Origin of the sequence: Bacillus sp. EAC, from assembly GCF_002156875.1 — a bacterium.
Taxonomy (GTDB): Bacteria; Bacillota; Bacilli; order Bacillales; family Bacillaceae_G; genus Gottfriedia.
In genome coordinates, this window is sequence record NZ_NCSY01000003.1 from 15,598 (window position 1) to 37,968 (window position 22,371).

The window sequence follows — 22,371 nt, forward strand, 5'->3', positions numbered from 1 at the left end:
AACACGACCCATTTTGTGAAGGATTACACTTAAACTAAACTGCCAGTTAGTCCAATAAAAAAAGCCGCATTAGCGACTTGTGATCTTGTTCAACTAAAGCGCCAGTTAGTTCAATAAGATATAACGTTTCAATTATAAAAATAATGATTGTACCTTCTAAATAAAGCGTTTCTTCTTTTATTACTTGGTTCACTATAATGGTCCATAAATCCATTTCCTAAAGACATACTCATAAAGCCATTACTTACTCCAATGGTGTTTTTTCCTGGTACAAAAGGGTATTCCTCTACTTCCCAGTTTGCATCTTTATTATTTTTCACAACTACTTCTCCAAAATAAATCGCCATTACTTTTTCAAATTCATTTCTAACTATTCCCAGCTTATTGAATTCATTCTTTTCATATAACTCAAAGTACCATTTTTCCAAATTTTTTAAGCTTTCAACTTTATAATCAGCATTAAAAATATCGGATTATTGGGCTAACTAAATCTAATTGTATTAGTAACTCATTTCATTTATTTCTTGTGAAAATAATAAATAATAACAAGCATGAAAAGACTAATAGAGTCGTATAGCCTCCATTTAAATCTATCCTAATATCGTTTAAATACATATATATAATAGGAGGTATTTCAAATAGAATAATAAAACCTAAAAAATACCACTTTAAATTTTCATCTAAATGTTTTCTAAAGTTCAGCTTCATTTAATATTATTCTCCTCTCACACGGATTTGTTTGAGTTGAAAATCTTTTAAATGATATTATTTAAAACGTGTTTTAAATCCCTTTGGATTATAGATTCTAGACAATAGTTCATTTACTTCCTTTGAGTGGAAATAAGTAACTAGTACTCTTTTTGTAAAAAATTTTAGCAACAACTACTTTATCGATTGTGGCTAAATGGTTATTGAATGAACCCTGATCCCAAAATGGGCATCTGACTCTCGGTCACATACCGCAATTTGTTGTTTTCTTGAGTTGATAGATAAACTTCCCTGCTCGGTATTTCCGGGATGATTCGGTAGCCGTTCTCCTCAATCCAGGAACCTAGATCGATGCTAACTGGTGTATATATATCTGGACTGCTCATATGTGTCACTGACGCAACCGCCATTTCCGGCAACACCTTCGTCTGAAAGCGAGCCGTGTCCTGAAGCTTGCGCGGGATTGGGCAAGCTATTTCCAAATCGATACTGTATTCACACTTCGTACAACTATACCACAACACCATATGGGTAACAGGTAGCGGAATTCCATTCCATTTTAAATATTCGTCGATTTCTTCGAATAACCCAGGAATACTTGCTCTATCCGTGGTCTCTTTAAGCGTTGCAACCATTAAGGGCTCGACCTTCTTAACCACAACCTCGTAATGAGAAAGACCGTCACTTTGCCGTTCAATTTGCTCCAGTCTTACCTCAATACGCCTTAAACGCTCCATTTCAGACTGAATCAGCGAGTGCAGCGCCTTCTGCTTAAGTCGAAACATTCTGCGAATTTCCTCAGTAGATACATTATCATTCAGAAGCTGTTTGATTTGTCCAAGTGTAAAACCAAGATCCTTAAACGCCAGAATTCGATGAAGATCAAGTAGCTGTTCGCTCTTGTAGTAACGGTAACCGTTTTGTTGATCGGTATAGGCAGGTTTGAGAAGTTCAAGTTGGTCATAAAATCGTAATGTTTTAGCGGGAACTTGGCTTAACTTTGAAAACTCGCTGATTTTAAACATTTGATTCACTCCTTTCTGTACTAGAATTATAAACCTTCCATATAAGTGGAAAGTCAAGCAAAAAAAACATTGCAAACCGATATCACCTATATTTGCAACAAAAGTGAATTTTTAATCAAACCACATTTTCCGAATTTTAATAAAAAACGGCAACGGGATAATTCATGCCCTCCAAACAGGTGAAATTACGGTGCAGGATTAGATGTATTTGTCAAAGAACCAATTAATATGGATAATCCCCTAGTTTCAATGAAGAATGTTGTTACTTTGCCGCATATCGGCTCTGCCACTTACGAAATTCGCTTTAAAATGGCGATGTTAGCTGCAGCTAATCTCGTATCTGCATAAAAGGAGAAACCCCGGCAAATTTAATTAAAAGGTAAGTATTAATAGCCGCGAGTGACTTTACTAGATTATATTCGCGCTGCTCATAAAAAAAGAAAGGCAACATCACCAATTTTGGGATATTGCCTTTTTACGTTTATTCTAACCAAATTACAACAACAGTTGTTTCTGTCCTATTGTTAATGCCTCAGCCATTTCTTGGTGCACTATTCTCTCCACCTATAGATTCTGCAGTTTCCATTTGAATTATATTTCATTCACCTAAAAAAGTACTCGTTTTACTCATTTGCTTGTCTTTCAATAAAATAATACCAGCAACCAGCAAAGCCTCTCTTTGAAAATGAGTTAAACTGCCGCCGAGTGTAACAACTCATTTTTAACATAGATGAAAAAAACACCCTTCCATTTAGTGTAACTAAAACACTTCAAATATTTCAGTTAACCTTCAGAGAGTGGAACTTACCCTCTCCATTAGGATGCTAAAACACCTTCCTGGTTTTACCTCTTCAATTTTTTTGAACCTTAATATTTTATGACTACCTATGGCGCGTGTTTAATACTAAACATAACTAAGGCCTATTTTATTATTAAATATTTGGTTTTTATTTTTAAAGATAAATGATTCGTTTGAATAATCTATTACTAATTGATTATCATACACTTCTTCAAAGTCATTATTAACTAAAAATTCAATGTTATCTACTGTTAAAATTTTTTCATATGCGTCATTTGGTCTTTTGTTAATAACTTTCATTTCGTAAATATTATTTACTATGTCACAGCTCCCACGATCAAATGACAATTGAATAAATTGATTCTCATTCATTTTATTGCACAATACTTCCTTTGCAGAATCAGTTATTTGAAAATCCACTTATAAACCCTCCTTACAGTAAGGATATTGTTCTAACAACAAACCATAATAACACTAATAATATCCATACGATTTAGCTTGATTAATTAATTCACCATTTAAAAACTCTATAATAAAACCTGGTTACTTCTTGTACTTTTTCTCTTAGTACTTGGGGTAACGATCACCTCTTATTTACTTTACAATCATTACAGCACAATTCGCATGCTGGACCACTTTATGGCTTACACTTCCCAAGAGCAGTTCTGAAAAGAGGCTAAGTCCCCTGCTACCCATTACGATAAGATCGTAATCTCCCTCTTTTGCCTTCTTGCATATCATTTCTGCAGGATCTCCAATATGGTATTCGCTATCATATTGTATAGATGACCCTGAAAGGACTTGTGCGGATTCATCTAAAATCCTCCTAACTTCCTCTACTTGCAATTGTTCAATATCAATATCCACTCCGAAAGCAACTGTATTGATATTGTTACTAGGAATGATATGAAGAAGCGTTATACGGGCATTTATCCCCATGTTTTGCGCCAACCTTTTTGCCGATTTCAATGCATGTTTAGAGTGTTCGGATCCGTCAACTGGAACCAAAAATCGTTCATACATATTGTCACTCCCCTTATTATAAAATCTTATTTTTAAGATAAAACCTATGACGGTGATTATCTTTTTTATTAATCAGATCAGATCCTCCGCTTTGATGACAAAACTTGACGGCGATCGTTAATAACATATTTTAATTTGATGCTTTTTAATAGAATCCCTCAAAGATTTTCCATTGTATGCGCAACTTTTTAATTGATCGCGAAATCATAGGGGAGATTCTCCTATCTATAAAACCATATTTGCAGTTGCTTTAATCGTAACTAATAGCTGAAGACCCAACTTGAGAACGTTCATTCTCAAATATCCAAATAAAAATTAATGGTTTGTTTGCATTCCCCCTCTCCGTTCATTATTACATATCATCTTGAAGCTCCTTTATTTGGAACTGTTGTACTATATCTCTCACGTTTAAATCGAACTGAATATAACAAGACATAAACGACAATCAAGGAAGAAAACAGATTTAGCACGATAAGAGAAATGTTTAAATTGAAAATTTGAGTAAGTGCTCCAACAAAAACAGGAGGCACAATAAACCCTATATACGCACACATCCAGAAAGCCGAAATCACACGTGGTTTCGCTTCAGGTACAGGCAGTTGCCCTGCAAAAAATAGTGCATTTTGGAAAGTCCATCCACCACCAAGTGCTTGTATGAATATACTGATCCATAATAATGGTAAACTTGCTATAAAACCAGATGTAACAATCAACCAAGAACCAATAACTAAAAGCAAGATCCCCCATCTAATACGTGTAACAGGTTGAGAAGGTCTAGGAATAAACTGTGCGAATGCACCACCACCTAATAGAATTAAAAAGATCAAACCAGAAATAAATAAATTAGATGTGTGAATAACATTTTTCACGAAAGTAGGAATTAGAGCAAGTGCTGTTCCTTGGATCGTAAATACTGTAAAAATAGCAAGTCCAGACATCGACCAAAAGTGAGAACGTATTTTTTTTGGAACGCCAAGTGATATCTTATGTTTTGCAAGCTTTTGTTCTTTCGTAACTACATCCTTTGGTAGAGATCCTAGTATGACATTCGAGATAATTAATAATCCTATTAAGATCCAAAATGGTAATCTAAGTGGTTGAATAGGCAAATATTGTAACATGAAAGCCGCTATTGCTGGTCCAAGTCCAAAGCCAACAAGTACAGTAACTCCTGAATATTTAATAGCTTTACCAATTTTTTTGGGTTCTGATTGTCTAATTAGAAAAGCCACAGACGTACCAGTAAACGAACCATACGCAATTCCCTCTAAACTTCTTCCAACATATATCATCCACGCTTCTGTACTACCAATCATGAGCAAAGTTGAAACTATTGAAATCAAAATACTAATGCTAAGAACTTTTTTCAGTCCCCAAGCACTTCCTTTTGCCCCCACAACAAGTAGAGTCGGTAACAGGAATGCAGCATAGATAGCAAACAAAATCGTAATTTGCAAACTGTTTAATTGATAATATTCGCTATACAGAGGAAATAATGGAGTTACAAAAGTTGCTCCACAAGACATCAATAATATAACTAATAACATTCTTTTCACATTCATTTTCCTTTCTAATTCTTAATTTTAATTCTTATCTTTTATAACCTTATTAACAATTTTCTTACTCTATAGCCTTTCGTCACTCTTTTGAGAATGTTCATTCTTAAAAATACAAACCTCCACAACTCCGCGATTAACAAAGGATATACTCAGGTTTCGGGAATATCACGATTTGTTAAAGTTCGCAGTTATTTAAATTCATTAATATAAATTTTTCAGGCTGAATTCATGCTCCAATAATTGTATTTTAATTAACCCTTGTTTTCGAAACTCAATACATAAAAGCTATTTATATTAGCTTCCGATACTTTTAATTGTTTATTGGCTATTCATCAATGCAATTATTAACTTCCTTCGACGTTTATATTTATAACATATTGTGAACGAACGGTAAAGAATTATTTTTTACCGTTCGTTCTCGAATTATTATTAAAATAAATAGCAACAAAAAAAGTTAATGTCTTTAGATAACTATTTTTCATTCACTATAAAATTAGAAATCCGGTCCTAATCTAATACAGAGAGTGTCGTATCAATAATATTTTTAAGTTTATTTTTATCCTTAGTTGTTTTGACTAATACTCGTAAACCTACATAAGAATTATGAATAAACTGAGATAGTTTTTCTATATCATGGTGTTTAGGAATTTCTCCTGAATCGTGTCCACGTAATAGTAATTCAAGTATAATTTTTTCTGTTTTAGAAAAATTTTGTTCAATTTTTTCTGCTACTTCTTGATCATGTAAAGTCAACTCAACTGCACTATTAATTGTCAAACAACCAACCGATTTTTCGTTATCTTGGTAAATGGTCATTTCTAATATACTTCTAATAGCATCTTTCACAGTTGATGAATTCTTAACTTGTATATCCATTTTTTTCTTCATTTTGTGATCATAATGTTCCAATGCTTTAATAAATAGTGTATGTTTGTCACCAAATGTATCATATAAACTTCTTCGGTGAATCCCCATATGAGAAACAAGGTCTTGCAATGAGGTTTTTTCGTAACCTTGATACCTAAATAGTTCAGTTGCTTTTTGTAAAACTTCTTTTTCATCATATTCCTTATGTCTTGCCACGCTAGTACCTCCTTTTGAAAGATTATAGCATACTTAAAAATAAACATTGTATAATCAGTAATACACTTTTTAAAAGGAGTTTGACAGATAAAGGATTCTAAATTCAAAATTGCGGTTTAATAAGTGTTCGTTACTTATGTTAAACGATTAAGTATTTTCTATATTAAAAGGCGTCAAATTACTAACTCACTTCTTTAACGGAATTTATTATCTTTATTTCTATCTATCCATTTTTACCATTTATTTGAAGTGTTAACACTTCAAATAAATGGTAAAATAAATTACTCCCTTTCGTTAAAATTTGTCCGATATTAGAAAAACACGGATGAATTTAGGTTTTACAAATATAAAAGCACGGTCCAGTTTGTGAATATTTTCACTTAAACTAATCGGCCATTTAGTTTAAGTGAAAACATTCACAATAGTTATATTCATTTCACCATATAGTTGAAGAAGTTTACTAAACAATACATAACTAAAAGGGACAAATTCAATGAAAGAATTTGTCCCTCCATAATTTTTACCTTCCAAATGATAAAGAATTGATTACCAAATGTTTTCGAAGATCACACTATTTAATCAATATCGAAATCTCTGAAAAACCATGATTTGTTTTATGCACTTCGATTACAGCTGGCATTGCATCTTTTACATCTTGAACGTGGGATATTACTCCAATTAGGCGACCTGATTTTTGTAGTTGGATGAGTGTGTCAATTGCTTTCGATAATAACTCTTCATCTAATGAACCGAATCCTTCATCGATAAATAATGTATCGATTGAGACACCACCTTGATGTGCTTGAATAATATCTGCCATGCCAAGGGCTAAGCAAAGTGAGGCGTTAAACTGTTCTCCACCAGATAGCGTTTTAACATCACGTGCTAAACCTGTATACGAATCGTAAACTTCTAAACCTAACCCACTTTGTTTTCTACCTTTTTCAACTGTCTCTTTTCTCTGCAGTTGGAATTGGCCATTTGATAAATGGTCCAAGCGAATGTTGGCAGATTCAATTATTTGCTCAAAATAATCTAATAAAACATAACGCTCAAATGATATCATTTTATCATTATCGCCTTTCGTAACTTTATATAGATCATTTAAACCGGCTAATAATTTTTCTTTTTTAACAAACTCTTCTTGATATATTTGTAGTTCATCATTTAATTGGATCAGTCGTTTATTTAATTCTTGTAAGCGAATGATCTCATTTAGGCTATTATCAACTCGTAGATTGATTTCCTGTAGTTTAACTTTAATTTCTTCTTCATCAATTAGTTCAGTAGAAGTGACTTGATTCTGAAGTAGTTCCTTTTCCGTGTTTAGTCTTTGATTGTTTTCTTCAAATAAAGTTATTTCATTACGTAATTGTTCGATCGATGGAATAAATTCTTTTGCTTGAATAAAATCATTTTCAACATAAAATTGATTTTCCTTTAATTTATCTTCATATTGAACTTTCGCTTTTTCGATTTCACCAGATAATCTTGTTAAATCCTGTTCTAGATGTGCACATGTTGTTTCTTTTATTGTTTTTTGTTCTGAAAGAGCTTTATGATATTCTTCAATTTTTACAATTTCAGCTCGAAGACTTTTACTGTTTCTTTCACAATCATTCATTTCTACTTGCCATTGTTCATACGTCCTAATTGATTCAGGTAGCTTCGATTCAATTTGAACAATTTTAAGTTTTAACTCGTTTAAGTCATTTGTACAATCAGTAACTTCTTTAATTTTTCCAGTTAATTTATTCGTTAATTCCGTTACTAACTGTTCCTTATTTTTTATCGATTGTTGAATTCTTTCTAAAGTCTCTTTCTTCTCAGTAAGTAACTTAAGATTTGATTCTATTTGTTTAAAATCATTTCCTAAATCAATTAGTCCCTCTTTTGAAAAATCAAATTGTCCGTATTCCTCAATAAAAGACTGCTCATTTTGTTGATTTGTACTTTCTAAGCTTTTTAACTCACCTAATTTAGTTGCGAGTTGATTTTGAAGTAGTGTAACTTCTTCTTTAAGCTTTATTGCATCTTCTTCATTTACTGATCCAATAAATTTTGCAAGAGTAGGATGATGAGTACTTCCACATACTGGACACTCTTGATTTTCATTTAAATCTTTTGCTAAGTAAGCTGCTTTCTGTTGCACCATTTCATGTTCAATTTTTGACAGCTTTGTTTGTAATCTTTCAATGTTTACATGATTTGATTGATAATCATTTCGTTTCTGATCAAACTCATTTTTTCCTAACACAATTCGTTTGGCGAAAGTTCCTTTTTGATGAACCTGTTGTTTTAATAAAGTTGTTTCCGCCCATTGTTCATAAGTTCCTTCATACTGTGCTAAATCATTTTTAAGTTGATTGTATTCTTCATTCACTTGTTTTAAATCAGATTGTAAACTTTTTTCCTCATTTGTCACTCGATTAAATTGTTCATTTTTTAAAACAAGCTGAGCTTCATTCGATCGAAAACTTTCAATACTTTCTTTTAATGCCAATAAATTAGTATAATGATTCTCTAAATTTAGTAATATTTTCTTTTTATCAGGTAAGGCAGCAACTTCAAGTGAAATAGTATTAAGTTCTTGAAGAATCTTTTGTAAGTTTTCAGTTTCTATCGCTAATTTTTCATTAGTCAGTTTATAGTTGTTTTTTAGTTTATCAACTTCTGTTTTAAAAGGTAAAACTTTTTCAGCTCGACTTGCAAACTGTAACTTTATTTTCTTCTCTTCCGTTAAAACTTCTTGATCTTTTAAGAGTGCTAATAATTCATTAATTTCTTGCAATCTCTTAATATTTTTATTATGTGTTTCAGCTGTAAACAGTTTTTGTTTTTGGGTTTCTAATAGTTCTTTTAGATTCAATTCACTTTCTTCAAGCTGCTTCAATTCTTGATTTACATTTGTAATCTTTTCATTCAATAAATCTTTAACTATATGAAGATTGATTTGCGCGTCCTCAGTGATGTTAATTCCTTTTTCTTGTAAAAGTCCTTCGACAGCTTCTAATTTAATGACTATTTTTTGTTTTAGATTTCGAAAACTATTCTCCATATTAGATCTGGCAATACCAATTTTATCTTTTACTTTGTCATATAATTCGGTTTTAAAAATTTTACGTAATATTTCTTCTTTTTCTTTCGTATCCGATACTAATAGTTTTCTAAACTCACCTTGTGGCAAAAGCACGATTTGTTTAAATTGGTCTGCATTAATACCTAATAGTTCTTCGACTTTTTTATTTACAATCGTTGTTTTATTAAACTCCTGGCAATAAGGTACTTTTTCTTCATTTTCGATTTTATAAAACTCAATCTTATCTCCAGTTATCCCTTTATTTTGCTTCTTTTGGTGTCCCTTTTGTCTGAAAATATTGTATTGCTTCCCCTTTAGTTCAAAAGTTAACTCAACACTCGTATAGATTTCATCGTCCGCAAAGTGGCTTCGCAATAATGATTGATCATTTCTATTTTCACCACTTGCTTCACCATATAAAGCAAAACAAATCCCATCAAATATAGTTGTTTTACCCGCTCCAGTTGGACCAGTAATCGCAAATAATCCTTTTTCATTTAATGCATTAAAATCAACATTTACTCTGTCCTTATAAGGTCCAAATGCATGCATTATAACTTGTAATGGTCTCATTTTAATCCTCCTTTACAAATGTTTCTAAAAGTAATTCTTTCATGAATTCTTCATCGTCTCTACTTAACTCTTCATTCGTCATTTCTTTATAAAATGATTGAAATAACTCAAGTTGGTTCTTGGACTGTTTTTCAACTGACTTACGATTTATTTCTGAATCGATTAGTTGTGTTTTACGTTTTCGACTAACATGCATTGCATTCGGATAAACGGTTCTAATTTGCTCCATTGGTTGTACGACCATATGTTCATCAGTTAATTTTACAAATACATAGTCTTCATTTACCGGTTGATTTCTTATTTCTTCAATGGTTCCTTCAATTGAGCGCAAGTCACGCTTTGGATGAAAATCACGTTTCACAACAGTTATTTCATTTTCATTTTTTAACTCAACAATAAAGCATCCTTTTTTGTGATTTTCCTCTGAAAGGGAGTACTTCAATGGAGAACCAGAATAACGAATCGATTGATTTCCAACATAATGTGCTCTGTGTAAGTGACCTAGTGCTGTATAGTTAAATTCATGAAAATTATGATGCGACACATATTCTGCACCACCGATTGATAAGGTGCGTTCCCCCTCTGTTTCTTCATCAGAAGGTTCCCCATTATTAGTTACAAATGCATGTCCAACAAATACGTTGCGAGCGTTCGTATCTAACTCTTCGTCCCTAATTTTATTAATTATTGCTCTCATCGCATCGTCATGTGAATGAATATCCTCATTTTTCAATATATATTTCACAATACTTGGCTCTGCATAAGGTATTAAATAGAAATGCACTTCACCATGTTCATCTTCAAAAATGACTTTTTTAAATGGAGATTGAAATTTCCCTGCGATATACAAACCTTCTTTTTCCATAAACGAGCTTCCAAACTCAATACGTTCTGCACTATCATGATTCCCGGCAATTGCAAGGATAGGCGTTTTCAAATCGATAGCTATGCGTTTGAATACATCATTTAATAGTTCAATTGCTTCAGTTGGAGAAATACTTTTATCGTATAAATCACCAGCAATAACAACAGCATCTGGCTTTTCTTCCTTAATGATATTAATAAATTCTTCCATTATATAACTTTGATCATCAGTCATATGTACACCATGTACTATTTTACCAAGGTGCCAATCTGCAGTATGAATGAACTTCATCAATTACACCTCATTATTTTCATCTTTTTATACGTACTATTTTACATCAATATACGAACGTTTGTATGCTTTTAACCAAATAAATTCTAAAAATGTTTAATAGCGGTTAAATTATTTGAAATACTAGTTATTATAATTCAAAATAGAGCTATAACATAGTAGGAGGCCATTATGGAGAAAATTGTAGATGTAAAAAAATATGAAGAAGTAACAAATAGTGAGAAAGCAACAGTTGTAAAATTTTATGCAACTTGGTGCCCTGATTGTTCACGTTTAGATGCGTTCATCGGGGAAGTAATTGAAGAACACCCATCGTTCACTTGGTATACAATGGATCGCGATGAATTTCCAGAAATCGCTAGTGAGCAGCAAGTAATGGGCATTCCAAGCTTACTTGTTTTCAAAAATGGTGAGAAAATAGGTCATTTACACAGTGCAAATGCTAAAACACCAGAACAAGTAGAAGAATTTTTAACGCAATATGAATAAATAACAAAAGGATGGTGTATAAACACCATCCTTTTTTATATTTGTCTTTTTTCATGTAAAAAGATAAACGTATTCTTACAAATACTATACCAAGCATACCCTACGAACCATCCTGCAATAATATCTGACAGGTGATGGACATGTAAATAAACTCTGCTAAACGAAATCAATAATATAATGAGGATCGCAGTGATCTCAAGAATTCTTTTCTGTTTTATCAACCGAACATCCAAAACAATGAGGATAAAACATACTGTTAAAAAGAAACAAGTAGCCATCACAGCGTGACCACTTGGAAAACTAAATCCATGCTCAACATAATACATAGAAGTTGGACGTGGTCTCTCATAAATCCCCTTCAGTACATTAACAACCACTCTCGCTGTCAATAATGTAATAATTAAGGAGATGCCTGTCCAAGCTTTCTTTCGAAAAATTGAATAAATTAAAATGATGACAGCAATCGTTAAATACATTTTAGAAGACCCAAAATCCCTCAGAAATAAACAAAAAGAATCTAACGCATCGGTTCGAATCATTTCAAAAAATTTAAAAGATGAATGATCAATGTGCCTAACAGTTTGACTATCATAGAGTAATCCTAAAATAAAAAACAAAAATATAGATGTAAAAATTGTTATCCAGTTATTTTTTTTCATACATTCCTCCGACTAAAAAATGATCGATTAGAAGCTGCCTATCTATTTAAAAGACAAAGTGAAAAACGACGAGATTTCCCGTCGCCACTTTCATGACTATTCGTCATCATCATCAATTTCATCAATCATACATTTTTCAAGTAAGTATTCAAAAGTAATATCGGCTAATTCTTCAATTTCTTCTTCCTCTGGTACATAACCACGCTGAATGAGCTGTTGATAGAAAAATTCCGCAATTTCTTCCGTATCAATAACTACCTCAATTTCCTTCACTAGCATCACCCCTTACTAGTTAATATGTGAAAAATGAGAAAATATGAAAAAAACCTTTCCAAGCACCAAAATTAATAATATGTAACCTTTAGCATATTACACAAATGACAAGCATATATTCAATTAAAACATGTTAAAGGAGATCGGGTACTCATGATAAAAATGGACAAGCATTCAAATTTAAATGTAAAAATGAAAGAAATTATGTTTAATGAAGAGTTTTTTGAAGCAACGGTTGAAAAATTTACTTCTATTATCTTTTTCATTTTATTAGGGATAGGCATACCTTTTATGATTCATTTAATTCTACAATTACTGTAGAATCTCCTCTGTCTCTCAATTCGTTTTCTTCTCAGAAAATTTATTTAAATTTTTTAGCACTAGATCCATCACAATTTTGTATTCTTCGTCCTGAAAAATCGAATAAAGCACTGCATAATCATTATATATATCTAATAATCCATCTATAATTTCCTGCTTCGTTGTTTTATTACGATTCTTGTTAAAATCGTTCATTGACCTTAATTTCTCTAAATCTAATTTTGTGATTCCGTTTTTATCATTTCTAAGTTTCTTCAAGATGGCATTTGCCGTTTGTGCTGTTGCGATTAATGTAAGGTCCGTTTCATCGGCTTCTAACCATTCTCCATCTGTAATTCTGGCTAATTCATAAATCGTATCTTCCCAAGCGTCATTTTTATAACGCCACACCTCTGTACGATATCCTACAATTCGAAAAATTTCTTTTTCATATCCATTCACTTGAACTAAATCTCCAAAAGAAAATGAATAATTAACCTCTATCCATTCCTTCTCAAGTTTTTTCCCATCATATTCATTGAGAAGCTGTAAAGTATTCTCCACATAAAGTCCGTCATGATTATTCACTTCATAAACAAATACGCCGTCCATCAGTTTAATATTTGTTATTTTACCGACAGTTCCATATAACGTTATCACGACAATATCATCTACGTTATATTTGGGTTGTTTTTTCTTTGTCATCCTCTTATCCTCCTTCTTCATTCGTCGTGACTTCATACGTTTTTACTGTATACTATGCAACCAAAATAGAATTGTCTGTCATTTTAAACGTAAATAAAAAAAGGGAATAGCCTATTTTGTATGAATAAGAGAGAACGTTTAGATTTGAAATAAATTCATACTTAGTAGATTCATATCCATGATAATTGTTTGTATTCTATTGTAAGAAAATACCGATATCCGAAATGAGTGATCGAAAATGCATTTTAGCTAGTCTGCAATTTATTCAGATTGCTTGATTACAATTTCAAAATAAAAAAAGAAATCGAGCCTATAGAATTTCTTCTAAGACTCGATTTTTTTTTTCAATTCTAGTCCACAATTAATTAAAGAATTAGTTCATTGTTGTTTAATCTAATCCATGTAGATAAATTGCTTTTCCATTTATTAAACTAAACACGCACTGTTCAATAAACATTCGCAGAAGAAATTATTGCAATGCTCCACATTATTAATGTAAAAGAGATTGTTAGCCAAAAAGTATTTTTTGATGTTTTTTCATCATTTTTTATTTTTTTCATGATTGCTACAAGATTTACACAAAAAATAATACAAAGAAATGGTATAAAAAGCCATCCAATATATAGAAATGGAATAATCATTAAATTTCACCTTCTAAAAAATATACTTTTATTTCACAAAGTTATATTTCAACGTAAATAATACATTTCCTTTTTTAATAGGTTTTATAATTTACTTCTTGAGCAATCCTGCCTATAAACAGAATCAAAGTGGATAAAAAAAAGCTGTCTAATCTGCATTCATAAATCTTCAAAATAAAATGCACCCCAATTGGAGTGCATTGAAGAACTTTAACTATTTAGATGAATTATTTATAAACTCAGTACTGAATAAACTTAAATGACGTCTTGTTTCCGTTTCGATCTGTTGCACTATAGAAAAGTTCATTATAAGGGCTAAAATATACTTTCGATATTCGGATATTTCCATATCGATCAGAGGCTATCTTTTTCATTCGGTTAGTACCACTAAATATTTCCACCATCGTATACGGCTCAGTTTTCCCAATCATTGTTTCGCCAATCTGAGTCCACTTTACAGTCGGTGGAGTAATATCTTTAACAACTTTAATTGATTTTACTTTACTTGGAAGATATCCTGTTTTCGTAAAAGATATTTTGAGAGTTGTCCCGGCTTTATCAATCGATACTTTCCCAATATTTAAAATGAAATTTCCGTACTTGTCCGCTTTTCCAACAAATGTTTTAGTTTTAGATTTTACGTTAACTGTTGCAAATGGTACTGTATGTCCTTTTACAAGCGGACTAGAATCTGTAATTGGATCTATTTTCACATTACTAATGAGTGGTTTCCATCCATTTGATTTAGTTAGATTATTTTTGTTAACTTCGTACGAAATTAATTCTTGTAGATTCGAGTTCCCTTCTTCTATTCTGTATTTGGCATGAGCTAGTACCTCGAATTTCTTAGCAAAAGGCTTATTTAACTTTAAATAGTAGAAACCCTTTTCATTGGATTTCATGGTTTTGATTAGTTTATTTTCTGTACCTGGCTCTGTTAAAGAAATTGTTACAACTGAATTAGGACGTGTTTTTCCATATACCTCTTTACTATTCAATGGTAAATCCCCTAGTTCAATTGGAAATTTTACCCCATCATTAGTAGGTTTAATTGGAGAAAAAGCTTTCATTCCTTTAAAAGTTGATATCAATGTTGCATTACCAGCCTCATTAGGTATTAATTGTTTTGATCGATTAAAAGTGTATTTACCATAAGGATCATCATATGCTACCGAGAAAGTAACATCTTTTAAAGGTATGTTAACAACTGTAGCATCTTGCTTAACACCCTCGACCTTTAGGTTAATTGGATTCTTGTTTTCGACATTAACAATTGAAGGATTAATTCTAATCAATGAAAAATCTGAGAAAAATCCCTCTGTAGAGAAAAAATTACTTGAACCTGAATCATCTAGTTGTAAAATTGTTCGATCTTCATTCATTTCCAGCTTATGTATGTTTGATATTTCTTCAATAATCTTAAAGTTGGGGAAATTAATTACAGATAAACTTTCTTCTTGTTCAGACTTATGAACTTGAACAAAAATATGCTTATTCGTTTTATCGAAATATACTTTATTGATTTGATTGTTTGAAACATATTTTTTCAATTCTAAATTTGAAACATCTTTAAATGAATGCACTGTGTCTAAAACTTGTATCTTTTGATCCTTTGTAAGAACGATTAGCCATTTGCCATTCTGAGAAAGTTCCAGTGATTTAATATGCTTAAGTGCTGAAAATGATTGCTTAATTTTACCAGTATCTAAATTTATTTTGTAACCTTTTCCATTTCCAAATGCAAGTATACTATTACTAGATGGCTGAAAAATCATACTTTCTATACTACTAATATTAAATGGTAGTTTAATAGTTATACTGTATGGTTTTACATTTTCTGTAACTTTCCAAGAAACAATATATTTATTTTTCTTATTTTCACTATAAACAGCACTATAATACTTATTTCCCGCTACTGCAGAAGTAAAGAGATTTCCTGGAAAGTGCTCTTTAAACACATAGTGTTGAAAGTAAAAATAGTCAAATGGTGAGAAAAAACTAGATCGTTCAGTTGTAGATAACTTCGGATAATTAAATAATGGATTAGATTTAATATCAATTGATTTATTCGTATTTAAGTTTTGAATAGAATTATGGTCTTTCCCGTTAAAAATAACGTAGTTTAAATGTAACTGATTACTTGTGTTCATTGATGAGCTAAGTAACCCTGGATGATTTGATAGATTAGATTCTGCGTGCACAACCGAAACCGCTTTCATATTACTTGTAATTCCATTAACTAGAAAAAAAACTAAGAAATAAATGACAAACTTTCTGATTTTCATGGTGATCTCCCCTTTGTTGAATTAACTAAATTATTAATATTTGATTAGAAATATTTCCCAACAAGTCATTCTACCATATTAATAATTTAATAGTTTTGAATAGAATAAAATTTTGATTGGTAAAATATTACAAAACGCTTTTTCTGCAAAAAAGAGGTTCTTCAAATGAAGAACCTCTTTCCTATTATTTAAATGATACCATCTGTCCTAGGTTTTAAAGTTGTTATTTTTAAACATCCAATCCCCGTTGACTTTCTTTACTACCTCCACGAGACCATATCACGACTGGTATTAGGAGCAAAGATAATATCCCACCAGATAATGCTAATGTTGCATAACTTGTATTTGCTACAATCATGCCAGACATTGCTCCACCTGAAGCTCCAGCTAATGCTATAAAAACATCCATTGAGCCTTGTGTTTTGGCGCGTGATGAGGAATCTGTTGAATCAACAATTTGAGCTGTTCCACTGATCAAACCAAAATTCCATCCTAACCCAAGTAAAGAAAGCGCTATGACTAGTAGAACCATAGAATCACTTGGTGCTAAAGCTGCTAACACACCGGCAAATAGCAATGTACCTCCTGCGGCAATGGACATGGCTGTTCGTCCAATCTTATCAACAAGGATTCCAGTAACTAAAGAAGGAAGGTACATCGAACCAATATGAAACCCAATCACAATACCTACTTCATTTAGTCCATGTCCATGGTGCTTCATGTGAACAGGTGTCATTGTCATTATGGCAACCATTACAATTTGAGTCAGAACCATAATTGTACCACCGACAATAATACCTCTTTTATTTTTTAAATAGTCAACCGTTTCCAATTTACCTTCATGCTCATGTTCTTGCTTATATGATTCAATCATTCTTGCAATCATAAGTGGATCTGGACGAAGCATGATGTTGATTACTAGACCGGCTAATATAAATGCAACTGCTGACAAGATGAAAGGACCAGCAAGGGCTGGAACACCTATCGAAAGAGCAAAATGGCCCATTACGCCTACTAAGTTTGGCCCTGCAACTGCTCCGAACGTAGTTGAAACCATTGCGATACTAATTGCTGTCGCTCGTTGCTTCTTATTTGCCAAATCTGTCCCTGCATATCGAGCTTGTAAATTGGTCGCAGTACCTACACCGTAAATCAAAAGGGATAAAAATAAAAGAACAATACTATTCGTGATTGTTGCAATTACAACACTGATTGCACCTATCCCCCCTGTTATAAAACCTGCAGTTAGCCCCATACGTCGCCCAAACCTTTGAGAAAGTCTGCCGACGATGAAAGCACCACATGCAGAGCCTAATGTAAATAATGCAGCAGGCAATCCTGTAAATGAGTCTGTTCCAAGCATTTGTTGGGCAATAAGTGCTCCGACAGTGACCCCTGCAGCTAGACCCGCTCCACCAAAAATTTGTGAAATACTCACAATCAACAATGTTCGTTTATATAACATTTTCTGTTTTTCTTGTGAATCTATGTAACTTTTCTTCAATTCGTTCGCTTTCATTGCCATGTAACACCTTCTTATTAAAATTGATTTCTTAAATTTAAACACCAAGCTCTCACTGATTTTCCCTAATCGTAACATAAAATATAGACTGTTTACTTTTTTTGTTTGAAGTTATTTTTAAAATTTTTTTAAAAGTAACAAATGAATCAAACAGTATATAAAAAATATAATTCTCGTAGTCTATTGAAATCCCTAAAAAAGTTTCTCACATTTTTTAATTATATGAATAAGGAACTCTTTACTAACTATGTACAGTAGAAAATAAAAGGGATTATTCACTAATCTGTATAAGTAGTATTTAAGGAGATGATCAAATGAAAAAGACAATAGGCGCAATTTATGTACTTGTTTCATTAATTATGTTTTTTACAATTCCCATTATCGATGCGTTATGTACGGCAATTTCTATAGCAAATTCTATTGGGGCTGGAAATTTTGTGAATTTTGAAGGACTTTTACTATGGGTACCCATCATTACGTTTGTGATTGGATTGACTCTACTATTTGGAAAAGAGACAAACGCCTGGTTTAATCCTTCTGATAAGTGAAAACGGAGTATTTTTATTTTTAGAGCTGTAATCACTTCTTTATTTCGAGTTTGTCCTCTAGAAATAAAGATACATCCTAATTGAAAGATGCTTTACTCAACAAATAAATAAAACTAGTTATTCCTCATGAAAAGGTGTGAATTTTGCTTGTTAAAGTTAAGCTTCCAATTCGACTCGAAGAATATAAAGTTTAAATTCAACTAATCAATTAAATCGAATACAAGAAATATAAAGTTCTCACTTAACGAAAAATGTATAAAATGGAAGTAATAAAAAATAAGGAGGCAATAAAAATGAGAAAACAAACGAATCCAATAGTAATATCATATAAGGGTGTAGCTCTTTATTAGAGTATAAACGTTATATTCCCTTATATGTGTTTAGTTAATTAACACAAAAAAGGGGTAATTTATGAAAATTTCAATTAAAAAATTTTTTTCTTATTATAAACCGTATTTAAGATTGTATCTTACTGTATTGGCATGTGCTTTTATCGTCTCTGGGTTAACTTTGGTGTTTCCATTGCTCGTTCGGTATATTACGAAAGTTGTCCTTGAAGGTGACTTGTCAACTGCGCTAAGTAAAGTGTATTGGCTAGGTGGGATCATGCTAATTCTAGTTGCGATTCAGAATTTAGCGAACTACTTCGTGGACTATAAAGGTCATGAAGTAGGTGCATGTATGGAAAGTGATATGCGAAGCGAATTGTTCGCCCATATGCAAAAGTTGTCATTTAGCTTTTACGATAAAGAAAAAACAGGTCAGCTCATGTCTCGAATTACGAATGACTTGCTTTTACTTTCCGAGCTATATCATCACGGTCCAGAGGACTATATCAAATATCTCGTTCGATTTATTGGAGCATTTTTCATATTGTTTTTTATAAACGCACCATTAACGATAGCTGTTTTTTGTTTTTTACCTTTCCTAGGTGTTTTTGCCTTGTTTTTTAATAAAATTTTGAACAAGGCAATAAGAAGAAACAAGGAACGGATTGGGGAAGTAAACGCGCAAGTAGAGGATAGCCTATCAGGAATTAGGGAAGTAAAATCGTTTGCTAACGAGTTTGTCGAGATTGAACATTTTAATCGTGAAAATAATCGTTTCCTCGAAAGCCGCAAGAAAACATATAAGGCCGAAGCATACTTTTATAATGGTGTTGAAATATTTCTACAATTGATTACAATCACGGTTATTATCTTTGGAAGTGCCAGTATAGTCAACAATACGTTAGATTTAGCGGACTTAATAACTTTTTTACTGTATATTAGCTTTATGATTGAGCCAATTCAACGACTTACTCATATGAGCACGCAGTTTCAAGAAGGAATCACTGGATTCCAGCGATTCATGGAAATTATGAATCTTAAACATGCAATCGAAAATAAACCGGATGCCTTAATACTTTCAGATGTACAAGGAGAACTTAAGTTTCAGCATGTTTCCTTCCGTTACGAGGAGCATTTAGAACATGTATTGTTTAATGTTTCACTTCATATTCATCCAGGGGAATACATCGCTTTAGTAGGTCCTTCAGGTGCGGGAAAAACAACATTATGCTCACTCATCCCTCGCTTTTATGATGTGATAGATGGAAACTTATTACTAGACGGAATCAACGTTTGTGATATCGATTTGGAGTCATTAAGAAAAAATATAGGTTTTGTACAGCAAGATGTTTACCTATTTTCAGGTACAGTGCTCGAAAATATCCGTTACGGTAAGCCATCAGCTAATGAAGAAGAAATTATCACTGCAGCAAAGAATGCCAATGCACATGAATTTATTATGAGTTTGCCAAATGGATACCATTCCGAGATTGGTCAACGTGGTGTCAAACTCTCTGGTGGTCAAAAACAGCGACTTAGTATCGCGCGCGTGTTCCTAAAAAATCCACCAGTTCTCATATTAGATGAGGCAACAAGCGCCCTAGATAATGAGAGCGAAAGCATTGTAAAGGATTCACTCGAAACTTTAGCTAAAGGCAGAACAACGATCGTGATAGCACATCGCCTTTCAACTATTCGCAATGCCGAACGGATTATCGTTTTAACAGAAAAAGGTATTGTAGAGCAAGGAACACACGATCAATTACTTTCAAGTGGAGGAGTTTATGGTCAACTCTATTCAAAACAATTTGAATTACAATTATAATTTTTAAATAAAATTCGGCTCTCCCTTTTTTAAAGGAGTGGCCGATTTTTTTATTGGACCTCAATAAAAAGAATAAAAGAAAATTAACTTTCAATTAAAAATTTTTAATTTTCAATATTTTTATTTTTTGTTTTTGTATACTGTACCTACTAATCTTTAAATTTAATATTACGGAGGACATTAACTTGCCAAACAAATTAGATGAATTAAACGAAAGAAATACATTAAACCATAAAGACGTTGTAAAATACGTTAAACATGTATTCGATGAGCTAGACATGAAAGCGAAAAAGTTTCGTGATGAATGTGCAATTAATGCAGCAGCTCATGTTAAACCTGATTTAGAAAAAGAAAAAGAGTTTTATAATAATATTCATAATATAAAAAAGTTACTTATTGAAGTATTAGAACGCACAACTGAGGATTTTGAACATGTTGGGGATAAAAACTGGATTAAAAACTTTAAGGATGGCGTTGATCAATAATTAAATAAATCAATACAAAGAGCGGTTTCTAAACCGTTCTTTTTTTATGAAATGCTCAGTTAAAGTGAAATCTTGAACATTAAAATAAATAATTACACAAAACTAAAACGACCTCAACTTATTCATTTTAACTTACAAGTGAAGGTCGTGCCGATTATACTAGATTCTTTTATTCGTTAAACTAATTGTTGTTGTTTCATTATCTTTTAATCTTAGTATCTTATTTTGATATTTCGCCTCAAAATTTTGTAGCCTTTCTTCAATACTTTCCTCACTTCCATCAGAAAATAAGTCATTTCGATCGTAATGCGGGAAGATATTTCTATTTATTAATTGCAGTGCTGTATAATCCGTCATATTAACTGTGTTGATATCTGAGGTAAAAAGATGAGCAAGTTGAATGTTATCGCCTAAAATCATTGAACCTGCACTTACACCTACAATTAAAACTTCTTCTCTTGTCATCTCTTTTAAAATTTCATTTGCACCACTTTTTCTTACGTGATGAAGAAGATAAAAAGGATTTCCACCAGCAATATATACTACATCATATTGTTTTAATCGTGTTGGTTCTTCAAACTCAATATCCATGAATTCCACTTGTTTAAATCCCATTTCCTGAAAATCATTTTTCGCTTTTTGAATATATTTATTCTTATTTTTTTGTTGCACTGAAGCTGTAGTGATAATCGTTACTTTCATGCCAGTTCTGTTTTCAGGAAGTAACTTTATAAATTGATTTTTTATTTCTTCAGTTAGAAAACCGCATGAAGTTAGAAATAATTTAGCCATTCGTTTCCCCTACCCCAACAAACATTTCAATTTTATTTGGTCAATTAAACATGCGAATTAGTTAATCTACTTTCTTATAGTAAATCAAACTGGTCCGCTAAAATATATCTTTCTATTCGCCAATGTGACATAAATTCCCTGCATGGATTTAAAAAGAAACCATCTCGCGAATTTTTCAACTTAGAACAACACTATTTTAAAAGATCTTTTAGAAATGAGACTTAAATAAAAAAAAGATACAACAAAAGTTGTATCTTACACATCTTCTTCATACAAATTCCATGCTTTATCGAATATGCTCATTGGCATATGGAATGTTCCATCCAATTCTAAATATGAACTTATCTCATCATATTCTTCTGATTGTTTCGGAAAAGAGTGATCATTAAAAAGATGATCTGCAAATAATCCAATATCAGTTGGCACTTTATAGTTTCGATGTTTCATCATATAGTGGTAAAATGACTTTTTCATGATACTCCCTCTACCTTACAATAAATTTATTTCATTAGT

Annotated in this window: 22 protein-coding genes; 6 read left to right on the forward strand and 16 right to left on the reverse strand. The window is 32.0% G+C overall.

Annotated elements, in window-relative coordinates; genetic code table 11:
• Positions 1-128 precede the first annotated feature (128 nt).
• Positions 129-428, reverse strand: a complete 300-nt coding sequence (locus B7R65_RS06335; protein WP_218780402.1) for a hypothetical protein — start codon at positions 426-428, stop codon at positions 129-131.
• Between the two features lie 480 nt (positions 429-908).
• A complete protein-coding gene (locus B7R65_RS06345; RefSeq protein WP_088041933.1) occupies positions 909-1,733 on the reverse strand; it encodes a MerR family transcriptional regulator in 825 nt (274 codons plus the stop codon).
• 228 nt (positions 1,734-1,961) lie between these two features.
• Between B7R65_RS06345 and B7R65_RS21890 the strand changes: the two genes are divergently transcribed.
• A complete protein-coding gene (locus B7R65_RS21890) occupies positions 1,962-2,081 on the forward strand; it encodes a hypothetical protein (protein WP_306298452.1) in 120 nt (39 codons plus the stop codon).
• Positions 2,082-2,637: 556 nt separating this feature from the next.
• On the opposite strand, the gene B7R65_RS06355 is transcribed toward B7R65_RS21890, so the two are convergent.
• The 6 genes from B7R65_RS06355 to B7R65_RS06380 all read right to left on the reverse strand — a co-directional run bounded on the left by B7R65_RS06355 (position 2,638) and on the right by B7R65_RS06380 (position 11,005).
• Positions 2,638-2,952: an iron-sulfur cluster biosynthesis family protein gene (locus tag B7R65_RS06355; RefSeq protein WP_088041934.1), complete on the reverse strand. Its 315-nt coding sequence runs from the start codon at positions 2,950-2,952 to the stop codon at positions 2,638-2,640.
• Between the two features lie 174 nt (positions 2,953-3,126).
• Positions 3,127-3,555, reverse strand: coding sequence for a universal stress protein (locus tag B7R65_RS06360; protein ID WP_088041935.1), 429 nt, complete (start codon positions 3,553-3,555; stop codon positions 3,127-3,129).
• Positions 3,556-3,914: 359 nt separating this feature from the next.
• Positions 3,915-5,117, reverse strand: coding sequence for an MFS transporter (locus B7R65_RS06365; RefSeq protein WP_088041936.1), 1,203 nt, complete (start codon positions 5,115-5,117; stop codon positions 3,915-3,917).
• Between the two features lie 504 nt (positions 5,118-5,621).
• Positions 5,622-6,197: a TetR/AcrR family transcriptional regulator gene (locus B7R65_RS06370; RefSeq protein WP_088041937.1), complete on the reverse strand. Its 576-nt coding sequence runs from the start codon at positions 6,195-6,197 to the stop codon at positions 5,622-5,624.
• 571 nt (positions 6,198-6,768) lie between these two features.
• Positions 6,769-9,849: an AAA family ATPase gene (locus tag B7R65_RS06375; RefSeq protein WP_088041938.1), complete on the reverse strand. Its 3,081-nt coding sequence runs from the start codon at positions 9,847-9,849 to the stop codon at positions 6,769-6,771.
• A gap of 1 nt (position 9,850) precedes the next feature.
• Positions 9,851-11,005, reverse strand: a complete 1,155-nt coding sequence (locus B7R65_RS06380; protein ID WP_088041939.1) for an exonuclease SbcCD subunit D — start codon at positions 11,003-11,005, stop codon at positions 9,851-9,853.
• Positions 11,006-11,176: 171 nt separating this feature from the next.
• On the opposite strand from B7R65_RS06380, the gene B7R65_RS06385 reads away from it, so the two are divergent.
• Positions 11,177-11,494, forward strand: coding sequence for a thioredoxin family protein (locus tag B7R65_RS06385; RefSeq protein WP_088041940.1), 318 nt, complete (start codon positions 11,177-11,179; stop codon positions 11,492-11,494).
• A gap of 35 nt (positions 11,495-11,529) precedes the next feature.
• Here B7R65_RS06385 and B7R65_RS06390 read toward each other — a convergent pair whose 3' ends face one another.
• A complete protein-coding gene (locus tag B7R65_RS06390; protein WP_088041941.1) occupies positions 11,530-12,153 on the reverse strand; it encodes a phosphatase PAP2 family protein in 624 nt (207 codons plus the stop codon).
• A 96-nt stretch (positions 12,154-12,249) separates the two neighbouring features.
• Positions 12,250-12,426, reverse strand: a complete 177-nt coding sequence (locus B7R65_RS06395; RefSeq protein WP_088041942.1) for a YozD family protein — start codon at positions 12,424-12,426, stop codon at positions 12,250-12,252.
• 162 nt (positions 12,427-12,588) lie between these two features.
• Here B7R65_RS06395 and B7R65_RS21255 point away from each other — a divergent pair, with 162 nt between their 5' ends.
• Entirely contained in the window at positions 12,589-12,747 is a 159-nt protein-coding gene (locus B7R65_RS21255; protein WP_218780403.1) for a hypothetical protein, read from the forward strand.
• Between the two features lie 15 nt (positions 12,748-12,762).
• Here B7R65_RS21255 and B7R65_RS06400 read toward each other — a convergent pair whose 3' ends face one another.
• The 4 genes from B7R65_RS06400 to B7R65_RS06415 all read right to left on the reverse strand — a co-directional run bounded on the left by B7R65_RS06400 (position 12,763) and on the right by B7R65_RS06415 (position 17,882).
• Entirely contained in the window at positions 12,763-13,431 is a 669-nt protein-coding gene (locus B7R65_RS06400) for a hypothetical protein (protein WP_088041943.1), read from the reverse strand.
• Positions 13,432-13,877: 446 nt separating this feature from the next.
• On the reverse strand, positions 13,878-14,072 hold the full coding sequence (locus B7R65_RS06405) for a hypothetical protein (RefSeq protein ID WP_088041944.1): 195 nt from the start codon (positions 14,070-14,072) through the stop codon (positions 13,878-13,880).
• Between the two features lie 239 nt (positions 14,073-14,311).
• Positions 14,312-16,357: a hypothetical protein gene (locus tag B7R65_RS06410; RefSeq protein ID WP_088041945.1), complete on the reverse strand. Its 2,046-nt coding sequence runs from the start codon at positions 16,355-16,357 to the stop codon at positions 14,312-14,314.
• 229 nt (positions 16,358-16,586) lie between these two features.
• Positions 16,587-17,882, reverse strand: a complete 1,296-nt coding sequence (locus B7R65_RS06415) for an MFS transporter (RefSeq protein WP_088041946.1) — start codon at positions 17,880-17,882, stop codon at positions 16,587-16,589.
• Between the two features lie 311 nt (positions 17,883-18,193).
• On the opposite strand from B7R65_RS06415, the gene B7R65_RS06420 reads away from it, so the two are divergent.
• The 3 genes from B7R65_RS06420 (at position 18,194) to B7R65_RS06430 (ending at position 21,066) form a co-directional block, all read left to right on the forward strand.
• Positions 18,194-18,427 carry a hypothetical protein gene (locus B7R65_RS06420; RefSeq protein ID WP_088041947.1) on the forward strand — a complete coding sequence of 78 codons (234 nt, stop codon included), beginning with the start codon at positions 18,194-18,196 and terminating at the stop codon, positions 18,425-18,427.
• Between the two features lie 411 nt (positions 18,428-18,838).
• Positions 18,839-20,581: an ABC transporter ATP-binding protein gene (locus tag B7R65_RS06425; protein WP_088041948.1), complete on the forward strand. Its 1,743-nt coding sequence runs from the start codon at positions 18,839-18,841 to the stop codon at positions 20,579-20,581.
• A gap of 185 nt (positions 20,582-20,766) precedes the next feature.
• Positions 20,767-21,066, forward strand: a complete 300-nt coding sequence (locus B7R65_RS06430; protein ID WP_088041949.1) for a hypothetical protein — start codon at positions 20,767-20,769, stop codon at positions 21,064-21,066.
• Positions 21,067-21,225: 159 nt separating this feature from the next.
• Here the strand turns inward: B7R65_RS06430 and B7R65_RS06435 are convergent, their stop codons facing one another.
• Entirely contained in the window at positions 21,226-21,858 is a 633-nt protein-coding gene (locus tag B7R65_RS06435) for a Type 1 glutamine amidotransferase-like domain-containing protein (RefSeq protein ID WP_088041950.1), read from the reverse strand.
• Between the two features lie 255 nt (positions 21,859-22,113).
• Positions 22,114-22,332, reverse strand: coding sequence for a YozE family protein (locus B7R65_RS06440; RefSeq protein WP_088041951.1), 219 nt, complete (start codon positions 22,330-22,332; stop codon positions 22,114-22,116).
• Positions 22,333-22,371 lie beyond the last annotated feature (39 nt).